Genomic DNA, 19,090 nt, shown 5'->3' on the forward strand with positions numbered 1-19,090 from the left:
GCCGGCGGCGACGCGCGGGCACCCGGGGATCTCCCGCGCTCCGCGCCCGGCTCCGGCGGCGGGCGCCCTACTCCGCGGGCACCGAGAACAGCAGCGCGTCGCCCTGGCCACCGCCGCCGCACAGGGCGGCCGCGCCCAGCCCGCCGCCGCGGCGGCGCAGCTCGTGGACCAGGTGCAGGGCGATACGGGCGCCGGAGGCGCCGATCGGGTGGCCGACGGCGATGGCGCCGCCGTTGACGTTGACGATGTCGGCGGACACGCCCAGGTCCTTGATGGACTGGATGCCGACCGCGGCGAAGGCCTCGTTGATCTCGATGAGGTCGAGGTCGGCGACCTCCCGGCCCGCCTTGGCCAAGGCGTGGCCGATGGCGTTGGAGGGCTGGGAGTGCAGGGAGTTGTCGGGGCCGGCGACGTTGCCGTGCGCGCCGATCTCGGCGAGGACCGGCAGGCCCAGCTCCTGCGCCCTGGCCCGGCTCATCACGACGACGGCGGCGGCGCCGTCGGAGATCTGCGAGGAGGACCCGGCGGTGATGGTGCCGTCGCGGTCGAAGGCCGGGCGCAGCCTGCCCAGGCTCTCGGCGGTGGTGTCGGGGCGGACGCCCTCGTCGTGGGCGAAGACGACCGGGTCGCCCTTGCGCTGCGGGATCTCCACCGGGACGATCTCCGCGTCGAACAGGCCCTTCTCCGCGGCGGCGGCGGCCCGCCGGTGGGAGCGCGCCGCGAACTCGTCCTGCTCCCGGCGGCCGATGCCGAGCTTGGCGTTGTGCCGCTCGGTGGAGGCGCCCATGGAGTCGCCCTCGAAGGCGTCGGTGAGCCCGTCGTGGGCGGTGGCGTCCAGGACCTCGATGGAGCCGTACTTGTACCCGTGGCGGGACTTGGGGAGCAGGTGCGGGGCGTTGGTCATGGACTCCATGCCGCCCGCGACGACGACGTCGAACTCGCCCGCGGAGATCAGCTGGTCGGCCAGGGCGATGGCGTCCAGGCCCGACAGGCACACCTTGTTGACGGTGACCGAGGGGACGTTCATGGGGATGCCGGCCTTGACGGCGGCCTGGCGGGACGGGATCTGCCCGGCGCCGGCCTGGAGCACCTGGCCCATGATCACGTACTCGACCTGGTCTCCGGCGATCCCGGCGCTGTCGAGGGCGCCCTTGATCGCGAAGCCGCCCAGGTCGACGGCGGAGAACCCGGCGAGGGAGCCGAGGAGTCGTCCGGTGGGGGTCCGAGCCCCACCGACGATGACGGAACCGGGCATCGTAACTGGCCTCCAAGTGATATGTGACGCACCTGGTCTGCAACGATACCCACACAGCCGTCGGCCGCCGTCGAGAGGTTCACACGATGAGCAACACCCCTGATCGAGCCGTCCCCTTCTCCGGTCTGACCCGCCTGGACCACGTCGGCATCGCCTGCCGCGACCTGGACGCCTCGATCGAGTTCTACCGGTCCACCTACGGCTTCGAGGTCGAGCACGAGGAGGTCAACGAGGAGCAGGGCGTGCGCGAGGCGATGCTCCGGATCAACGGCACGGACGACGGCGGCGCCACCTGCCTGCAACTGCTGGAGCCGACCCGGCCCGACTCCCCGGTGGCGAAGTTCCTCGACCGCAACGGGGAGGGCGTGCACCACATCGCGTTCGGCACCTCGGACGTGGCCGCCAGCGCCGAGGGGATCGGGGAGCGCGGGGTGCGGGTCCTGGACGAGCGGCCGCGGCGGGGCACCGCCGGGTCCCGGATCGTCTTCCTGCACCCCAAGGACTGCGGGGGCGTTCTCACGGAACTGGTGCAGGGCGCGGGCTGACGCGCTCTCGCCCGGGCGGCGGCCGCCGCCCGACGTCACGGGGGCGTTCCGGACACATCACATCTTGTGCGTCGCCCGTGTAAGCGACCGCAAACCCCACCGGAAGTTACCCGAAACCCCCTTCCCAGGGGTTCCCCGCTTGATAAAGTCGGTTGGCCGCCGGATGTGAATCTCCGGTCGTTCGGTCCACGTCCTGCGATCCGGTGGACCGGGTCGGCCGCGACAACGCGACCCCCGCGCCGCGGCGGACCGGTGCACGCGGAGCGCACCGACGGCGTCGGCGGTGGTCGAGAACCGGTCGCGACCACGCCATGCCGAACAACCCGCGCCCGCGGGCCGGACCGGAGAGCACGCCCGTCCCCGGGGTACCCGACCACCGCCCACCAACGCGGTCCCCGGCAGTTCACAAATAGCCGTCTCGCACCCGTTCAGGATTCCGCCACATGCCGTCAAACAACATCGACACCCAACTCAACAACATCTTCGACGAGGACAACACCCCGCCCGAATTCGACGTGGTGTTGCGCGGCTACGACCGTACCCAGGTGTCGGACTACCTGGACGGTCTGCGCAACGAGGTCAAGGCGTCCAGCAAGCAGGCCGAGAAGTACAAGGCCGAGCTCAACGCGAAGAACCGCCAGCTCCAGGAGCGCGAGCGCCCCTCCTACGCCGGCCTGGGCTCGCGCATCGAGGAGCTGCTGCGCCTGGCCGAGGAGCAGGCCAACGAGCTGGTCCAGAGCGCCCAGATCGACGCCAACGACATCCGTTCGGCCGCCAAGATCGAGGCGGCCGAGATGCGGGCGGCGGCGGAGTCCGAGGCCACCGAGGCGCGCACCCTCGCCCAGCGCGAGGCCGACGAGACGCGCCAGAGCGCCGAGGCCGAGGCCGAGGAGATCAGCACCAGCGCCCGCCGCCGGGCCGACGAGCTGTCCTCCACCACCGAGCGCGAGGTCCAGAAGAAGCGGGCCGCCGTCGACCACGAGATCGCCGAGAAGCGGGCGACCTTCGAGGGCGAGATCGCGAAGCTGCGCACCACCACCGAGCGCGAGTGCGCCCAGGCCCGCGCCGCCGCCAAGCGCGAGCGCGACGAGACGATCCAGGCCGCCAAGAGCCAGGCCGAGGAGCTGCGCAAGAACGCCGAGCGCGCCTACGCCGAGTCCGAGGCCCGCCGGACCGAGCTGGAGGACCAGTTCGAGCTCCAGCTCGCCGACCGGCGCGCGGAGGCCGAGCGCCAGGACGCCGAGCGCCTGGCCGCCGCCCAGGCGGCCACCCAGAAGATGGTCGCCGAGGCGGAGGAGCGCGCCGCCAGCGCCGACCACCACGCCAAGCAGGCCAGCCAGCAGGCCGAGCAGACCCGCCGCGACGCGGAGAACCACGCCAAGCAGCTGGTCGGCAACGCCAAGAAGAACGCCGGCCAGATCGAGGCGGAGGCCAAGTCCAAGGCCGAGCACCTGGTCAGCGACGCCAAGGCCGAGGCCAACCGCGCCACGACCGCCGCCAAGAAGGAGGTCGACGAGCTCAACCGCCAGCGGGACAGCATCCAGTCGCACCTCCAGCAGCTGCGCCAGCTGCTCGGCGGCGGCGCGCTGCCCGGCGGTGCGGCCCCCGCGCCGGTGGCCGCTCCCCCGGCCCCCGCCCCCGCGCCCGCCATCGCCGAGGCCGCACCGGTGGCCGAGGAGCCCAGGCAGCCGGCCCGCTCCGGCAAGGGCGCCGACGACGAGGACTGGTGGCAGGAGTAGCCGTTCCGCTTCCGCGGACGGGCGAACACGCGAGGGCCCGCCTCCCCGGGGAGGCGGGCCCTCGTGCGTGCCGGGGTCAGGCCGGCGGCTGGACGTCCTTCTCGTAGGGCCCGTCCCACTCGGTGGGCAGCGGGTACGCGCCGGGGCTGACCCGCTTGACGACCTCGTCCAGGACCCGGCGCACGTACGGTTCGCCCACCCACAGGTGCTTGGCGCCGTCGACACCGATGACCTCGGCCTGGGTGAGCGGCGCGAACCGCTCCCGGGCCTGCTCCGGGCGCAGGTAGTCGTCGTGCTCGGGGACCAGGGCGACCACGGGCTTGCCGGTGGCGGCCCAGGCCCGCAGGTCGGCGTCGGTGGCCCGGTGCAGCGGCGGCGAGAGCAGCAGCGCGCCCGCGACCTGGGGGTCGGCGCCCCACTTCAGGGCCAGCTCCGTGCCGAACGACCAGCCCAGCAGCCACGGGTGCGGCAGGCCCTCGAACTCGGTGAACTCGATGGCGGCGAGCACGTCGTGCTTCTCGGTCTCCCCCTCGCCGAACTCGCCCTGGCTGGTCCCGTGGCGGGAGGTGGTGCCGCGGGTGTTGAACCGCAGCACCGCCACGCCGGCCAGCGCGGGCAGCCGGAACGACGCCTTGCGCAGGACGTGGCTGTCCATCATGCCCTCGGCGGTGGGCAGCGGGTGCAGGCACACCAGGGTCGCGACCGGGTCGCGGTCCTCGGGCAGGGCGAGTTCGCCGACCAGCTCCAGGCCGTCGGCGGTGTGCAGGGTGATGGGACGTCGCACGGCGGGCAGCACCGTGGTGGCTCGGATCTCCATGGCTCCTCGGTCCGGTTCTCGGCGGGCGGTGCTCAGTATCGGGGGGCGCGGGGAGCCCGCCGGGACCGCCGCTCCCAGCAGGAGGAGTGCCAGTGCCGCCGGTCGTCGCCGTCGCCGTAGGGGCGCCAGGCGACGACGTGGGGCATGCCGGCGGGGATCTCCTGGGCGCAGCCGGGGCAGCGGTAGGCCTTGACCGCGGCGGAGCCGGGGATGCTGCGCATCACCCATTCGCCGTCGGGACCGCTCTCCCTGCGCTGGCCCCCGGTGATCCGCAGCATGAGGGAGTCCTCGTCCGGGGGGCCGCCGGCGGGGCGGCCCGCGCGCGAGGACTTGCGGCGGGAGGAATTGCGACGCGGGCTCACCCGTCCAGGGTAGAAGAGGACGCGGGGCGGGGAGGGCACGGGCCGGTGGAAGCAGGGGTGGCCGCCGCCACAGACGCGCCGCGGCGGCGGCCACCGAAGGTCCCGGGAGGGGTCAGGCGTGGCAGGCGCAGCCGCCGTGGCCCTCCTCCTCGGGGGTGTCGGGGAGCCGGTCCATGAGCAGCGGCGCGGGCACGGCGATGGTGGTGAGTCCGTACTCGCCCATGGCGACCAGGGTGGTCACCACGGACTCCGCGCCGCGGTCGTCGAGCAGCTCGGTCGGGCCCTTGGGGTAGCCGCAGCCGAAGCGCATCGCGGTGTCGACGTCCGCGGCGGTCGCGTAGCCGTCGCCGATCATCCGCAGGGCGTCGTCGATCTGCGGGGCGATGAGGATCTCGCCCAGGTCGAGGGTCTCCTCCTCGCGGATCATCTCGGCGTAGCGGCCGGTCGGCAGCGGCTCGGGGGCCTCGTGGCGGCCGGCGTAGAAGCCCCTGCCCGCCTTGCGGCCGTAGTGGCCGGCGGCGACCATGCGGCGCAGCAGCGGGGCGGCGACGTAGCGCTGGTCGCGGAACTCGTCCCACAGCACGTCCATGACGGCCAGGCACACGTCGACGCCGACCATGTCGGCCAGGGCCAGCGGGCCCATGGGCAGGCCGGCGACCCTCTTGACCGACGCGTCGATCTCCTCGCGGGTGGCGATACCGCGCTCGTAGAGGCGGACGGCGTCGTTGATGTAGGGCACCAGCAGCGCGTTGGCCACGAACCCGGCGCGGTCGGCGACTGCGATCGGCGTCTTGCCGATGCGCTTGGCCACCTCGGTGACGACGTCGACGGTCTCGGCGGAGGTGGCGACCGTGGTGATGACCTCGGTGAGCTTCATGACGGGGGCCGGGTTGAAGAAGTGCAGGCCCACGACGCGCTCCGGGCGCCCGGTCAGGGCCGCGATCTCGGTGACCGACAGCGAGGAGGTGTTGGTCGCCAGGACGGTCCCGGGCTGGCAGATCCGGTCCAGGTCGCCGAAGACGTCGCGCTTGAGGTCCATCCGCTCGGGGACGGCCTCCACGGCCAGGTCCGCGTCCGCCAGGTCCTCGCGGGACGTGGTGAACGCCAGGCGCTCCTCGATCGCGGAGCGTTCCTCCCCGGTGAGCTTGCCCTTGTCGACGGCCCGTCCGAGGGACCTGTCCAGGTGGCCGCGGCCGCGGTCGAGGGCGGCCTGGTCGATCTCGACCCCGATGACGTCGAAGCCGGCGCGGGCGAACACCTCGGCGATGCCCGCTCCCATCGTGCCGAGTCCGACGACACCGACCTTCTTGAATTCCTGCACCATGGGGCCCAGCCTAGACGGCCGCCGGACCCCGGCCGTCCCCGGGACCCCCTCGGGCGTACTCACGAGTAACACGATGTCGGGACATGCCCGGCGGGGGCCGCCGCCGTCACGGGCGGCGGCCCCTCTCCTTCCCCTCCCGGCCGGGCCGGGTCCCCGCGCGGTCCGTCCACGCGGACCGTCCCGGCCCGCACCGCGCGTTCTCTGGAGAGGTTAGGCGCACGACCCCCCGCCGGTCACGGGGCGTGCGGGCCACAAAGCCCTTGCCCGCGCGGTGCCCCCACCTGTCCCCGGCGGGGCCGCCGCGCCCGCGGGACCGGAAGAGCCCGTTCCCGGGTTCGCGCAGCGGGCGCACCGCGGAGGCGGTAACGTGACGTTTCGTGCGTCTCGTCATCGCCCGGTGCAGCGTCGACTACGTCGGCCGGCTCACCGCCCACCTGCCCATGGCCCCCCGGCTGATCCTCATCAAAGCCGACGGGAGTGTGTCCATCCATGCCGATGACCGGGCCTTCAAGCCCCTCAACTGGATGAACCCCCCGTGCAGGCTGCGCGAGGAGGTCGTCGCGGACGGTCCCGACATCTGGACGGTCACCCACGGCAAGTCCGGGGAGAAGCTGGTCCTGACCGTGGAGGAGGTCCTGCACGACTCCTCCCACGAGCTCGGCAAGGACCCCGGCCTCCAGAAGGACGGCGTGGAGGCCCACCTCCAGGAGCTGCTGGCCGAGCACATCACCACCCTCGGCGACGGCTACACCCTCATCCGCCGCGAGTACCCGACCGCGATCGGCCCGGTGGACATCCTGTGCCGCGACGGCGACAGCGCCACGGTGGCCGTGGAGCTGAAGCGGCGCGGCGACATCGACGGCGTCGAGCAGCTCACCCGCTACCTGGAGCTGCTCAACCGCGACCCCGTGCTGGCGCCGGTGAAGGGGATCTTCGCCGCCCAGGAGATCAAGCCGCAGGCACGGGTGCTGGCCGAGGACCGCGGCATCGCCTGCGTGGTCCTGGACTACGACGAGCTGCGCGGCATCGAGCCGGACGTCCTGCGCCTGTTCTGACCGGTGTCCTCCGACCGGAGGACACCGCACCGCCCGGTCGCCCGATACCGCCGGGCCGCGCCGCGCGCGAGGCTCGGTGGTATGAGCGCAACCGTCATCGAGGCCTCGGGCCTCCTCAAGAAGTACGGCGACCACCTCGCCGTCGCCGGGGTCGACCTGGCGGTCCCCCGGGGCGAGGTCTTCTCGCTGCTCGGTCCCAACGGCGCCGGCAAGTCGACCACCGTCGAGATCCTGGAGGGCTTCCGCCGCCGCGACGGCGGCACCGTCCGGGTGCTCGGCGCGGACCCGCAGAGCGCGGGCCGGGCCTGGCGGGCCCGGATCGGCATCGTGTGGCAGCGGGAGACGCTGCTGCCCAAGGTCCCCGTGCGCGAGATCGTCCGGCACTTCGCCGGCAACTACCCGTCCCCCCGCGGCGTGGACGAGACCCTGGAACTGGTCGGCCTGACCGGCAAGGCCCGCGCGCTGGCCGACTCCCTGTCCGGCGGGCAGCGGCGCCGCCTCGACGTGGCCTTGGGCATCATCGGCGGCCCCGAACTCCTCTTCCTCGACGAGCCCACCACCGGCTTCGACCCCCGGGCCCGGCGCGACTTCTGGCAGCTGATCCGCGACCTCGCCGGACAGGGCACCACCATCCTCCTCACCACCCACTACCTGGAGGAGGCCGAGGCGCTGGCCGACCGGGTGTGCGTCCTGGCCGGCGGCCGGGTCCGCGCCCTGGGAGCCCCCGACACCCTGGGCGGACGGGCCACCGCGCAGGCCACCGTGAGCTGGTCCGAGCGGGGGGTGCGCCGCGAGATCCGCACGGACGAGCCCACCCGGGCCGTCGCGGAGCTGGCCGCGGGATTCCCCGGGGAGGTCCCGGAGCTGCGCGTGCACCGCCCGACCCTGGAGGAGGTCTACCTGGGGCTCATCGACGAGGACGAGGGCGCCGGCAGCGGCGGCGAGCGGGCGGAGGCCCTGGCATGAGCGGAACGCGCATCGACGACGTCCGGCTGCCGGGCACCCTGCGGGTGGGCCTGTCCCGGGGGTGGCTGGAGATCCGGTCCTTCGTCCGGGAGTGGGAGAGCGTGGTCTTCACGTTCGCCCTGCCCGCCCTGATCCTGGTCATGTTCGCGTCGATCTTCGACGGGATGTTCGACATGGGCATGCCCGCCGTCGACCACTACCTGCCGGGCCTGTTCGCCATGGGCCTGATGTCGGTCAGCTTCCAGACCCTGGGCGCGGGGATCGCCACCGAACGGGACCAGGGCGGCCTGCGGCGGCTGCGCGGCACCCCGATGCCGCCCACCGCCTACTTCCTGGGCAAGACGCTGCTGGTGTTCTTCCTCGCCGTCGGCCAGGCGGTGCTGCTGCTCGGGGTCGCCGCGCTGGCCTTCGGCGGCCAGATGCCCCGGACCGGCGCCGACTGGCTGACCCTGGTCTGGGTGCTCGTCCTGGGCACGACCGCCTGCTCGCTGCTGGGCATCGCCGTCAGTTCGCTGGCCCGCACCGCGCAGGCGGCGTCCACCATCGTGGTGGTGCCGTTCCTGGCCCTGCAGTTCACCTCCGGGGTGTTCGTCCCGGTGACCGTGCTGCCCGACGGGGTGCTGGCCGTCGCGTCCCTGTTCCCCCTGCTGTGGATGGCGCAGGGCATGCGGGCCGCCTTCTACCCCGACGGGATGGCCGCGCTGGAGGCCTCCGGGTCGTGGGACCTGCACCTGGTGGCGCTGGCCCTGGGCGCCTGGTGTGTGGTGGGCTTGGTCCTGGTACTGCTGACGTTCCGGTGGAAGACGCGGAAGGACGGGTGATGGCCGTGTCGGCGCGGGCTCCGGAGCAGGGGCGGGACGCGGGGCCGGAGCCCGTGCTCGACGAGCGCCACGCCTGGGAGCTGAACATCGGGTGGTACATCTACGTGACGGTCGCGCTGGCGGTGGCCGCCGCGGTCGGGGTGATGTCCGGGACGGGCCCGCCCGCCTGGGCCTCCGCGGCGCTGCTGCTCGCGACCGCCGCCCTGTACCTGGTCGCGGGCCGCAGGCTCTACAACGAGGACCGCTACGGCAGCGTCCCCGCGATCTCGTTCTCACTGGCCGTGGCCGCCATGGTCACCGTCGCGGTGACCCTGACTCCCAGCACGACCTTCTGCCTGTTCGCGGTGGCCCCCCTGTGCTTCATGAGCGCGGGGTCGCTGTTCGGCTCCCTGTCGGTCGGCCTCATCATGTTCGTCCCCGCGGCCGTGCGCCTCTCCCTCGGCGAGACGGAGCCCCGCGAGGTGGCGGTGGGGATCGGGGTCAACCTGGTCATCCTCGGCTTCGCCCTGTGGTTCGGCCGCTGGTTCGAGAGGGTGGTGGAGGAGAGCTACGAGCGCTCCGTCCTCATCCGCCAGCTCCGGGAGAGCCGCGCCGAGGCCGCGCGGCTGTCGGAGGAGACCGGTGCCCTGGCCGAGCGCGAGCACCTGGCGCGGGAGGTGCACGACACCCTCGCCCAGGGGTTCACCAGCATCATCACCCTCGCCCAGGCCGTGGAGTCGGAGCTGGACACCGACCCCGCCCTGGCCCGCCGCCACCTGTCGCTCATGCGGGAGACGGCGGCGGAGAACCTCGCCGAGGCCCGCGCCATGGTGGCGGCCCGGCGGCCCGTCCCCCTGGGGGAGGACACCCTGGAGGCCGCGCTGGAGCGCATCGGGGCCCGGCTGGGCACCGAGCTGGGCGTGCCCGTCGCGGTGCGGGTCCAGGGCTCCCCGCGCGAGCTGCCCGGCGACCTCCAGGTGTGCCTGCTGCGCACCGCGCAGGAGGCGCTGGCCAACATCCGCAAGCACGCCGCCGCGGAGCGGGTGGCGCTCACCCTGGCCCACACCGACGTGGGGACCCGGCTCACCGTCACCGACGACGGGAACGGCTTCGACCCCCGCGCCCCGTCGGCGGGCAACGGCCTGCCCGGCATGCTGCACCGCGCGCGCGGCGTGGGCGGGACGCTGGACGTCGACAGCGCGCCCGGCCGCGGCACCACCGTCCGCCTGACCCTGCCCGAACCCGAAGAGGAGGGCCCGTGATCCGCGTCCTGCTGGTCGACGACCACCCCGTGGTCCGCGAGGGCATCCGCGGCATGCTCTCCGCCGAGAACGACCTCGACATCGTCGGCGACGCCGCCTCCGGACCCGAGGCGCTGGCCCGGGTCGCGGAACTGTCCCCCCACGTGGTCCTGATGGACCTGCGCATGCCGGGCGGCGACGGGGTGGCCGCCACCGTGCGCATCACCGCCGAGCACCCGGGGACGCACGTCCTGGTGCTCACCACCTACGACAACGACACCGACATCCTGCGCGCGGTCGAGGCCGGGGCCACCGGCTACCTGCTCAAGGACACCCCGCGCGCCGAGCTGGCCGAGGCGGTGCGCGCCGCCGCCCGCGGGGAGACCGTGCTGACGGGCCGGCTGGCGGGCAAGCTCGTCACCGGGATGCGCAACCGCTCCGCGCCCGCGGGCCCGGCGCTGTCGCCGCGCGAGGTCCAGGTGCTGCGCCTGGCCGCCGAGGGGGCGACCAACGCGGCGATCGGCCGGGCCCTGCACATCAGCCCGACCACGGTCAAGACGCACCTGATGCGGGTGTACGAGAAACTGGGGGTGGGCGACCGGACGGCGGCCGTCAGCCGGGCCCTGCGGCAGGGGCTCCTCCCCGGGGACTGACTCCGGGAACCCCGGGGCCGCACCGGGGTCGCCCCCCGATGCGGGCGAGGGTGTCCCGCCGCCAGAATCAGAACTATGGTGGAGACGATGAGCGAGACCACACCCCCCGACCCCGGTCGGATGCGCGCCTCCGACGCGGACCGCGACGCGGTGGCGCACCGACTCCAGGAGGCCTTCGCCGAGGGCCGCCTGGACCCGGACGAGCACACCGAGCGCCTGGACGCGGTCTACCGCGCCAAGACCGTCGGCGAACTCGTCCCCCTCACCGAGGACCTGCCCGCCGTCGGGCACTCCACCGCCCCCGTCCCGGCGCCGGGGGGCTTCCGCTCGCCCCGCCCGGTCTACGGCGGGGACCGGATCGTCGACCAGGCCCCGACGAGCCGCAGCGCGATCGCCGTCATGGGCGGCGCCGACCGCTCCGGCAGCTGGGTCGTCCCGGAGAACTACTTCGCGTTCGCCCTCATGGGCGGTGTGGAGCTGGACCTGCGCGAGGCGCGCTTCACCGCCCGCGAGACCACCATCTGGACCCACACGGTGATGGGCGGGATCGGCATCATCGTCCCCGACGACGTGCAGGTCCGCGTGCACGGCCTGCCGATCATGGGCGGCTTCGGCGTGGAGGAGGGGACCCCGAGCGTGGTCGGCCCCGAGGCGCCGGTCATCCACATCCGCGGGCTGGCCGTCATGGGCGGGGTGGGCGTGGAGTACCGCAAGCGCAAGCACGAGAAGAAGAACCGCGAAGTCGAGGAGTGAGGCGGCGGCGGACGAGACGTTCGGGCGCCGCGAAGCGGACAATCCAACCACAGTGATCACGGAAACGTAAGGCCTGTGGCTGATTGTGGCAACCTCCTGTGCGGCGCTTGCCCGGTGCGCACGGGAAGTGGCACTGTGCAGCGATACCCCGCCACCCCGGGTGTCCATCCCCCGACACTTCGGAGCAATGGACTCCCCCGCACACCGGAGGAACATCGTTGCGCACACCCCACGGACGACGGGCGGCGACCGCCGGCCTCACCGCACTGGTCATGGCCGCGGGGGTCCTCGCGGCCGCCCCGGCCCACGCGGACCCCGACGCGCAGGCACGCGGCGCCGATGAGGTCGAGCCGCCGGAGTGGCTCCAGCGCCCGGTCCGGCCCGAGAAGCCCGCACGGCCCAACGTGCCCCGGGAGCCCGCGGCCCCCGGCCTGTCCGAACTGGTCACCGCGGACGCCGTCAGGGCGCACATGGAGAACCTGAACACGATCGCCGAGTACAACGGCGGCCACCGGGCCACGAACTCACCCGGCTACGACGTCTCGGCCCTGTACGTCGAGGACCAGCTGGAGCGGGCCGGGTACGAGACCTTCCGCCACGAGTACGACTACGAGCTGTGGCGCGAGCAGTCCGACCCGGTGCTGGCGCAGACCGCGCCGCAGGAGGTCCCCTACGAGGAGGGGACCGACTTCCTGACGATGACGTACTCCGTCTCCGGCGACGTGACCGCGCCCGCGGTCGCCGTCGGCGCGGACGGCGCCGACAGCGGCTGCACCGCGGACGACTTCGCGGGCTTCCCCGAGGGCGCGGTCGCGGTCACCGTGCGCGGCACCTGCCCGTTCTCCGAGAAGGTCGCCAACGCCGCCGCGGCGGGCGCGTCCGCCGCGCTGGTGGTCAACAACGCCGACGAGGTGTTCTCGGGGACGGTCGGCGAGTCCTCGGAGATCCCGGCCGTGGGCGTCTCCGGTGCCGCGGGCGCCGCGCTGCTGGAGGCCGAGGGCCTGGAGCTGCGGGTGAGGGTCGACGCCACCGTGGTGGAGGAGTCGTCCTACAGCGTGCTGGCCCAGACGCCCGGGGGCCGCGACGACAACGTCGTGGTCGTCGGCGCCCACCTGGACGGCGTCGAGGACGGCCCGGCCGTCAACGACAACGGGTCCGGCACGGCCTTCGTGCTGGAGACCGCGATCCGGCTGGCCGAGCAGGCCGCCCCGAAGAACAAGGTGCGGTTCGCCTTCTGGGGCACCGAGGAGGAGGGGCTGGTCGGGTCCACGAAGTACGTGGAGGGCCTGACCGACGGCGAGGTCGACGACATCGCCCTGTACCTGAACTTCGACATGATCGGCTCGCACAACTACGCCCGGTTCGTCCTGGACGGCCGGATGGAGCTGCCGGACTCGACGGGCGCGCCGTCCGGCTCGGGTGCGATCGCGAAGGTGTTCGAGGACTACTTCGCCGCCCAGGGCCAGGTCAGCGAGCCGGGTGTGCTGAGCGGGCGCAGCGACTACGCCGCGTTCATGGCGGCGGGCATCCCCTCGGGCGGCCTGTTCAGCGGCGCCGACGGGGTCAAGTCCGAGGAGCAGGTGGAATGGTACGGCGGCACCGCGGGCGAGCAGTTCGACCCGTACTACCACACGCCCGACGACACCCTGGAGAACGTGAACTGGGACTCGGTGGCCGAGCTGGCCGCCGCGGGCGCGCACGGCGTGGAGTTCCTCGCCGCGAGCACCCTGCCGGTCAACGGGGTGCTGAGCTCGCGGGCCGCCGCGGAGTTCCCGCGCCTGGGCCACGAGTGGCTCCGCTGACCCGCAGGCCTCCGCGCGCCTGAAGCACGCACGCGGAAGAGGGGGCGGCGGGCGTGAACCCCCCGGTTTCACGCCCGCCGCCCCCTCACGGTGTCTCCCCCTCCGCACCCGCCCGAGCGGCCCCCCTCATGACTCCGCTCGGGTGTGGCGCGTGGCCACCGCCCGGGAACTACGGTGAGTAGTTCCTTCACTCCACAAGGTATCAGTGAGCCACATCACCTTCACCCCCTGATATCGAACAGTTATCCTCCGTGACGATTATTTCCGGAAGAGCAGGTGGGCCTGGGGGAAACCGCGCTGGTCGTCCTCCCCCGCCGCGATGACGAGCCGCGCCGCCTCCGTGAACCCCGCCTCCCCGGCCAGCACCGCCACCCGCTCCGGCGAGTAGCGGTGGGCGGTGGCCACCCGGTGGTCGAAGGCCTCGGAGAGCACCCCGGGATCGTCGTGGGCCTGGAAGGCCAGCAGCAGGAGCCCGCCCGGCGCCAGCATCCGGTGGAAGCCCGCCAGTGTCGCGGGCAGCCGCCCCGGCGGGTCGTGGATCACCGAGTAGTGGGCCAGCACCCCGCCCAGGGTCCCGTCCCGCGCGACCGGGTCCGCCAGGTCCCCCTGCTCGAACCGCACCCCCGGATGGGAGGCCCGGGCCAGGTCGACCATGCCCCGGGACAGGTCCACCCCGAACGCGTCCACCCCCGCCGCCCGCAGCCGCGCCGTCAGGTGCCCGGGGCCGCACCCGGCGTCGAGCACCGGTCCGCCGCCGCGGACCAGCTCGGCGAACACCGGGAACAGCGCCCGGTCCAGCGGCCTGCCGGCCTCCCGCTCGGCCACCAGGGCCGCGTACTCGCGCACCACCGCGTCGTAGGCCTCACCGACCGGCGTCTCCGTCTCGCTCATGCCGCCCGATGCTAGTGCCGCCGCCGCGGGCCCGCGCCCCGGCCCCGCGGTCCGGTCCCCCTAGGGTGGGGGGATGACTCAACGGGACACGGACAAGCCGGTCGTGCTGTCCAAGATCTACACGCGCACCGGCGACGCCGGCACCACCGCGCTCGGCGACATGAGCCGGACCCGCAAGAACGACACCAGGATCGTCGGCTACGCCGACACCGAGGAGGCCAACGCCGCCCTGGGCACCCTGCTGTCCCTGGGGGAGGTGCCCGACGACGTGCGGGCGCTGCTGTCCCGGGTCCAGAACGAGCTGTTCGACCTGGGGGCGGACCTCTCCACACCGATCGTCCCGGACCCCGCGTACCCGCCCCTGCGCGTCCTGCCGGAGTACATCACCCGGCTGGAGGAGGCCTGCGACGCCTACAACGCGGACCTGCCCACCCTGCGCAGCTTCATCCTCCCCGGGGGCTCGCCCACCGTGGCGCTGACGCACACCGCGCGGGTCGTCACCCGGCGGGCCGAGCGCAGCGTGTGGGCGGCCGTCGAGGAGCACGGCGACAGCGTCAACCCGCTCACCGCGCAGTACCTCAACCGCCTCTCGGACCTGCTGTTCATCCTGGGCCGGTACATGGCCGGGGAGGGCGACGAGGTCCTGTGGCGGCCGGGCGGCGAGCGCTGAGCCCGGTCCCGGGCCGGGCGGCCCGCCGGGGGGCGCGGAACGCCCCCTAACAGGCGGGCGGGAACTCGGCGGGGTCGGCGTACTCCGCCTCCCCCTCGCCGGAGACGCTCGCGTACAGGCCCTGCTCGGAGGCCAGGGCGCCGGTGGTGAAGCGCAGCACGGCGATGTCGTGCTCGGCCGCCTCACCGGGCCCGGCCTCCTCGCTGCCCACCCCCAGCAGGTACTCCTCGTCCGAGGACTCCGGGCCCATCCGGTAGACGGGGCGGCCGTCGCCGCCGACGATGCTCCAGTCCTCGCCGGGGGCGGACAGGTCCACCTCCAGGGACCGGCCCTCGAAATCACGCGTGGCCACCAGGTGTCTTCGCTGGCTCTCGCCGATGAGGTCGATCTGGCGGGGCGGGTCCTCCCCGCACCAGGTGACCATGACGACGGGGAACTTGTGCCCGGCCGTGAAATGGCCGGTGGCGACCGCGGCGACATGGCCGCCGGTCGGCTGACAGGAGACGAGGAACGGGCTGAGTAGGGCGAGGGCGGTCAGGCCCCGCAACCGCGATACCACCATGGCAACGCATCCTGCCACCCCCGGGCGCCCCGGTGTCGGCGGCGCACCGGTCCCGGCCGCACCCGGCCACGGGGACGGCGTCCGGCGCCGGGCGCGGACGCGGTCAGGAGTCCCAGTCGGTGCCCGGGGGGAGCGACTCCACCCAGGACAGGAAACCGGTGAGGGTGGCGTCGTTCATCGCGACCTCCGCCTCGGGCCCGCCCCCGCCGGCGGGCCAGGCCAGCAGCACGACGGTGGTGTCCGCGGGCAGGTGCTCGTGCGGCTCGGGCGGACGGCGCCCGGAGACGACGAGACCGCGGCGCGACAGCTCCGCCGTCGGCCGCGGTCTGATCGAAAACGCGGGGAACCAGTCCAGGCCCAGGGACCCGTACCGGCACAGGCCGATCCTCCAGGCCCCCCGGCGCCCCCCGGCTCCCGGGAAGCGCAGGTGGCACTCCACCGCTCCCCCGCGCCGCAGGATCACCCGCCGGCGCAGGAGGGCGGCGAGCACCACCGCCGCCGCGCACAGGACGAGGGCGGCGAACACCCACCGAAGCGATTCCAGCGGCTGTTCCATACCACCCCGTTCCGAGAGGCCAGGGCCTGTTCTTCGCGTGCTCCGCCGTGGTGGCGGGGTTCGGCGCGGCGCCGGCGGGCCCTGGAGACCCGGCGCGGGGGAGCCCGTACCCTCCGGACTCCCCCGCACCGCCCGCCGCGTTCCCTCCGGCCCGTTCCCGCGCCCGGGGGCGCCGGGGCACGGACCGGAGGGGGGACTCAAGGGGACACCTGCTAGGAGGCGTCCTCGCCGGCGGCCCGCAGGCGGCTGCGGGCGCGGCCCAGGGCGGAGGCGTCCTCGCCCTCGGACGCGTTCTTCAACGCGGTGCGGGCGCGTTCCACGTCGATGTCCTCGGCGAGCTCCGCGGTCTCGGCGAGGATCGAAACACGTCCCTCACCCGACACCGAGATGAACCCGCCGTGGGCGGCGGCGCGGACCTCGCCGTTCTCCCGGGCGCCCAGCACCCGGACGACCGCGTCCTCGGCGAGCAGCGAGAGCACCGGGATGTGGTTCGGCAGGACACCGATCTCACCCTCGACGGTCTTGGCGATGACCATGTCGCCCTCGCCTGCCCAAACCTCCTGCTCGGGCGAGACGATCTCAACGAAAAGCTTCTTCGACACTGCCTGAACTCCTCGGCTAGCGGGTGGGGCGGTCGGGGCGGCCGTCCTTGCGGACGGCCGCCCCGACCCACGACTGACCGGCCGCCCCTCGCCCGCCACCACCCTCGACGGACGCTGCGCGGGGTACTAGCCCTGCAGCTTCTTCGCCTTCTCGACGACCATGTCGATGTTGCCGACGTCGAGGAAGGCCTGCTCGGGCAGGTGGTCGTACTCGCCCTCGCACAGGCCCTTGAAGGAGGCGATGGTCTCCTCCAGGGGCACGAACACGCCCGGCGTGCCGGTGAACTTCTCCGCCACGAACATGTTCTGCGACAGGAAGCGCTCGATGCGGCGGGCGCGGTTGACGATGATCTTGTCCTCTTCGGACAGCTCGTCCATACCGAGGATGGCGATCTGGTCCTGGAGGTCCTTGTTGCGCTGGAGGATCTCCTTGACGCGCTGGGCGACCTGGTAGTGCTCCTGGCCCACGTACTGCGGGTCGAGGATGCGGGAGGTCGACGCCAGCGGGTCCACCGCCGGGTAGATGCCCTTCTGCGAGATCGGGCGGGAGAGCTCGGTCGTCGCGTCCAGGTGGGCGAACGTGGTCGCCGGAGCCGGGTCGGTGTAGTCGTCCGCGGGCACGTAGATCGCCTGCATGGAGGTGATCGAGTGGCCGCGGGTCGAGGTGATCCGCTCCTGGAGCTGGCCCATCTCGTCCGCCAGGTTGGGCTGGTAGCCCACGGCCGAGGGCATGCGGCCCAGCAGCGTGGAGACCTCCGAACCCGCCTGGGTGAAACGGAAGATGTTGTCGATGAACAGGAGCACGTCCTGGTTCTGGACGTCGCGGAAGTACTCCGCCATCGTCAGAGCCGACAGCGCCACGCGCAGACGGGTGCCCGGGGGCTCGTCCATCTGGCCGAAGACGAGCGCGGTGTCCTGGAGGACCTCCATCTCGTCCATCTCCAGGAAGAGGTCCGTACCCTCACGGGTGCGCTCGCCGACGCCGGCGAACACGGACACACCGCCGAAGTTGCGGGCGATACGGGTGATCATCTCCTGGATCAGCACGGTCTTGCCGACACCGGCGCCACCGAACAGGCCGATCTTCCCACCGCGCACGTACGGGGTGAGGAGGTCGATGACCTTGATGCCCGTGACCATCATCTCGGTCTTGGACTCGAGCTGGTCGAACGCCGGGGGCTTGCGGTGGATCGGCCAGCGCTCGGTGACCTGCAGCTCCGAGGCGGACACGTCCAGGGGCTCGCCCAGGGTGTTGAACACGTGGCCCTTGACGATGTCGCCGACGGGCACGCTGATGGGCTCACCGCTGTCGCGCACCTCGGCGCCGCGGACGAGGCCGTCCTGCGGGGCCAGCGAGATGGCCCGCACCAGGTTGTCACCCAGGTGCTGGGCGACCTCCAGGGTGATGGTCTTGGTCTCGCCGCCGACGGTCACATCGGTGTGCAGGGCGTTGTAGATGGCAGGGATCGAGCCGACGGGGAACTCCACGTCGACCACCGGGCCGGTGACCCGGGCGATCCGACCGGTGGCGGTGCCAGCCCCGGTCGTCTCTTCAACAGTCGCAGTCACTTTTCTTACTCACTTCCCGCGCTGACAGCAGAGAGCGCGTCGGCACCGCCGACAATCTCACTGATCTCGTTGGTGATCTCGGCCTGACGTGCCTGGTTGGCCAGACGGGTCAGGTTCTTGGCGAGGTCCTCGGCGTTGTCGGTGGCGGCCTTCATGGCGGCACGACGGGACGCCTGCTGGGAGGCGGCGGATTCCAAGAGGGCGAAGTAGATGCGGTTCACCACGTACTTCGGCAGCAGCTGGTCGAGGACCTCCTCGGCGGAGGGCTCGAACTCGTACAGCGGCAGCGCCTGCCCGCCGTGCGCCTCGGCCAGCTCCTCCGCGTCGACCTCCTCCACCTCCAGCGGCAGCGCCCGCGTGGCGGACGCGCGCTGGGTCAGCATCGACACGAACTCGGTCGAGACCACGTGGATCTCGTCGACGCCGCCCTCGGAGGAGTCCCGGGAGAACCTCTCCATGAGCGCGGTGCCGATCTCCTGGGCGTGCGCGTAGGTCGGGCGCTCGGTCATGCCCTCCCACCGGTCCTCGACCGTGCGGCCGCGGAACTTGTAGAAGGCGGTGCCCTTGCGGCCCACCATGTAGGTGACGACCTCCTTGCCCTGCTCCTGGAGGAGCCGGGCGAGGGAGTCAGCCTCCTTGAGGACGTTGGACGAGAAGGCTCCCGCCAGGCCCTTGTCGCTGGTGATCACCAGGACGGCGGCGCGGGTGGGGTTCTCGGCCTCGGTCAGCAGAGGGTGGTCGGACACCCGGCTCGCCAGGGCCGAGACGGCCCTGGTGATCTCCCGCGCATAGGGCCCAGCAGCCTCAGCAGCCCGCTGCGCCTTGGTGATGCGCGTCGTGGCGATGAGCTCCATCGCACGGGTGATCTTCGCCATCGACTTCGTCGAGCGGATCCTCCGGCGATAGACGCGAAGCTGTGCACCCATGG

Annotated in this window: 20 protein-coding genes; 10 read left to right on the plus strand and 10 right to left on the minus strand. The window is 73.0% G+C overall.

Annotated features, from left to right (window positions below; translation table 11 throughout):
- Nucleotides 1-67: 67 nt before the first annotated feature.
- Nucleotides 68-1,255 carry an acetyl-CoA C-acetyltransferase gene (locus BUE45_RS13585; protein WP_073379667.1) on the minus strand — a complete coding sequence of 396 codons (1,188 nt, stop codon included), beginning with the start codon at nucleotides 1,253-1,255 and terminating at the stop codon, nucleotides 68-70.
- A gap of 86 nt (nucleotides 1,256-1,341) precedes the next feature.
- On the opposite strand from BUE45_RS13585, the gene mce reads away from it, so the two are divergent.
- Together mce and BUE45_RS13595 are read left to right on the plus strand one after the other, a co-directional pair.
- Nucleotides 1,342-1,800, plus strand: a complete 459-nt coding sequence (gene mce / locus BUE45_RS13590) for a methylmalonyl-CoA epimerase (RefSeq protein ID WP_073379669.1) — start codon at nucleotides 1,342-1,344, stop codon at nucleotides 1,798-1,800.
- A 443-nt stretch (nucleotides 1,801-2,243) separates the two neighbouring features.
- Entirely contained in the window at nucleotides 2,244-3,539 is a 1,296-nt protein-coding gene (locus BUE45_RS13595; RefSeq protein ID WP_073379671.1) for a DivIVA domain-containing protein, read from the plus strand.
- Between the two features lie 76 nt (nucleotides 3,540-3,615).
- Here BUE45_RS13595 and BUE45_RS13600 read toward each other — a convergent pair whose 3' ends face one another.
- The 3 genes from BUE45_RS13600 to BUE45_RS13610 form a co-directional block, all read right to left on the minus strand.
- A complete protein-coding gene (locus BUE45_RS13600) occupies nucleotides 3,616-4,356 on the minus strand; it encodes an alpha/beta hydrolase (RefSeq protein WP_073379673.1) in 741 nt (246 codons plus the stop codon).
- A gap of 32 nt (nucleotides 4,357-4,388) precedes the next feature.
- The gene (locus tag BUE45_RS13605; protein WP_218619540.1) at nucleotides 4,389-4,718 is read right to left on the minus strand and encodes an ATP/GTP-binding protein; all 330 of its coding nucleotides are present in this window, start codon (nucleotides 4,716-4,718) and stop codon (nucleotides 4,389-4,391) included.
- Between the two features lie 112 nt (nucleotides 4,719-4,830).
- On the minus strand, nucleotides 4,831-6,042 hold the full coding sequence (locus BUE45_RS13610) for a 3-hydroxyacyl-CoA dehydrogenase (protein WP_073379677.1): 1,212 nt from the start codon (nucleotides 6,040-6,042) through the stop codon (nucleotides 4,831-4,833).
- 377 nt (nucleotides 6,043-6,419) lie between these two features.
- Here BUE45_RS13610 and nucS point away from each other — a divergent pair, with 377 nt between their 5' ends.
- The 7 genes from nucS to BUE45_RS13645 all read left to right on the plus strand — a co-directional run bounded on the left by nucS (nucleotide 6,420) and on the right by BUE45_RS13645 (nucleotide 13,312).
- Nucleotides 6,420-7,097 carry an endonuclease NucS gene (nucS, locus tag BUE45_RS13615; protein ID WP_073379679.1) on the plus strand — a complete coding sequence of 226 codons (678 nt, stop codon included), beginning with the start codon at nucleotides 6,420-6,422 and terminating at the stop codon, nucleotides 7,095-7,097.
- Between the two features lie 81 nt (nucleotides 7,098-7,178).
- Nucleotides 7,179-8,063, plus strand: coding sequence for an ABC transporter ATP-binding protein (locus BUE45_RS13620; protein ID WP_073379681.1), 885 nt, complete (start codon nucleotides 7,179-7,181; stop codon nucleotides 8,061-8,063).
- On the plus strand, nucleotides 8,060-8,884 hold the full coding sequence (locus BUE45_RS13625) for an ABC transporter permease (RefSeq protein ID WP_073379683.1): 825 nt from the start codon (nucleotides 8,060-8,062) through the stop codon (nucleotides 8,882-8,884). The genes BUE45_RS13620 and BUE45_RS13625 overlap by 4 nt, the downstream gene beginning before the upstream one ends.
- Nucleotides 8,884-10,125 (plus strand): sensor histidine kinase, encoded by a 1,242-nt coding sequence (locus BUE45_RS13630; protein ID WP_245833151.1) that lies wholly within the window; start codon nucleotides 8,884-8,886, stop codon nucleotides 10,123-10,125. Before BUE45_RS13625 ends, BUE45_RS13630 begins: the two co-directional genes overlap by 1 nt.
- Nucleotides 10,122-10,757: a response regulator transcription factor gene (locus tag BUE45_RS13635; RefSeq protein WP_073379687.1), complete on the plus strand. Its 636-nt coding sequence runs from the start codon at nucleotides 10,122-10,124 to the stop codon at nucleotides 10,755-10,757. Before BUE45_RS13630 ends, BUE45_RS13635 begins: the two co-directional genes overlap by 4 nt.
- Nucleotides 10,758-10,832: 75 nt before the next feature.
- A complete protein-coding gene (locus BUE45_RS13640; RefSeq protein ID WP_073379689.1) occupies nucleotides 10,833-11,510 on the plus strand; it encodes a DUF1707 SHOCT-like domain-containing protein in 678 nt (225 codons plus the stop codon).
- 272 nt (nucleotides 11,511-11,782) lie between these two features.
- On the plus strand, nucleotides 11,783-13,312 hold the full coding sequence (locus BUE45_RS13645) for a M20/M25/M40 family metallo-hydrolase (protein ID WP_073379871.1): 1,530 nt from the start codon (nucleotides 11,783-11,785) through the stop codon (nucleotides 13,310-13,312).
- 258 nt (nucleotides 13,313-13,570) lie between these two features.
- Here BUE45_RS13645 and BUE45_RS13650 read toward each other — a convergent pair whose 3' ends face one another.
- Nucleotides 13,571-14,203, minus strand: a complete 633-nt coding sequence (locus BUE45_RS13650) for a class I SAM-dependent DNA methyltransferase (protein WP_073379691.1) — start codon at nucleotides 14,201-14,203, stop codon at nucleotides 13,571-13,573.
- Nucleotides 14,204-14,276: 73 nt separating this feature from the next.
- Here BUE45_RS13650 and BUE45_RS13655 point away from each other — a divergent pair, with 73 nt between their 5' ends.
- Nucleotides 14,277-14,873 carry a cob(I)yrinic acid a,c-diamide adenosyltransferase gene (locus tag BUE45_RS13655; protein ID WP_073379693.1) on the plus strand — a complete coding sequence of 199 codons (597 nt, stop codon included), beginning with the start codon at nucleotides 14,277-14,279 and terminating at the stop codon, nucleotides 14,871-14,873.
- Between the two features lie 46 nt (nucleotides 14,874-14,919).
- On the opposite strand, the gene BUE45_RS13660 is transcribed toward BUE45_RS13655, so the two are convergent.
- From BUE45_RS13660 to BUE45_RS13680, 5 genes are all read right to left on the minus strand, one after another.
- Nucleotides 14,920-15,435: a hypothetical protein gene (locus tag BUE45_RS13660; protein ID WP_073379695.1), complete on the minus strand. Its 516-nt coding sequence runs from the start codon at nucleotides 15,433-15,435 to the stop codon at nucleotides 14,920-14,922.
- A gap of 103 nt (nucleotides 15,436-15,538) precedes the next feature.
- Entirely contained in the window at nucleotides 15,539-15,991 is a 453-nt protein-coding gene (locus BUE45_RS13665; RefSeq protein ID WP_073379696.1) for a DUF2550 domain-containing protein, read from the minus strand.
- A gap of 212 nt (nucleotides 15,992-16,203) precedes the next feature.
- Nucleotides 16,204-16,593: a F0F1 ATP synthase subunit epsilon gene (locus BUE45_RS13670; protein WP_073379697.1), complete on the minus strand. Its 390-nt coding sequence runs from the start codon at nucleotides 16,591-16,593 to the stop codon at nucleotides 16,204-16,206.
- Nucleotides 16,594-16,719: 126 nt separating this feature from the next.
- Complete coding sequence (atpD, locus tag BUE45_RS13675; protein WP_073379698.1) at nucleotides 16,720-18,162, minus strand: F0F1 ATP synthase subunit beta; 1,443 nt, start codon at nucleotides 18,160-18,162, stop codon at nucleotides 16,720-16,722.
- 5 nt (nucleotides 18,163-18,167) lie between these two features.
- Nucleotides 18,168-19,088 (minus strand): F0F1 ATP synthase subunit gamma, encoded by a 921-nt coding sequence (locus BUE45_RS13680; RefSeq protein WP_073379699.1) that lies wholly within the window; start codon nucleotides 19,086-19,088, stop codon nucleotides 18,168-18,170.
- Nucleotides 19,089-19,090: the final 2 nt, after the last annotated feature.

The sequence above is a fragment of the Nocardiopsis flavescens genome, assembly GCF_900141985.1.
GTDB classification, from domain to species: domain Bacteria; phylum Actinomycetota; class Actinomycetes; order Streptosporangiales; family Streptosporangiaceae; genus Nocardiopsis; species Nocardiopsis flavescens.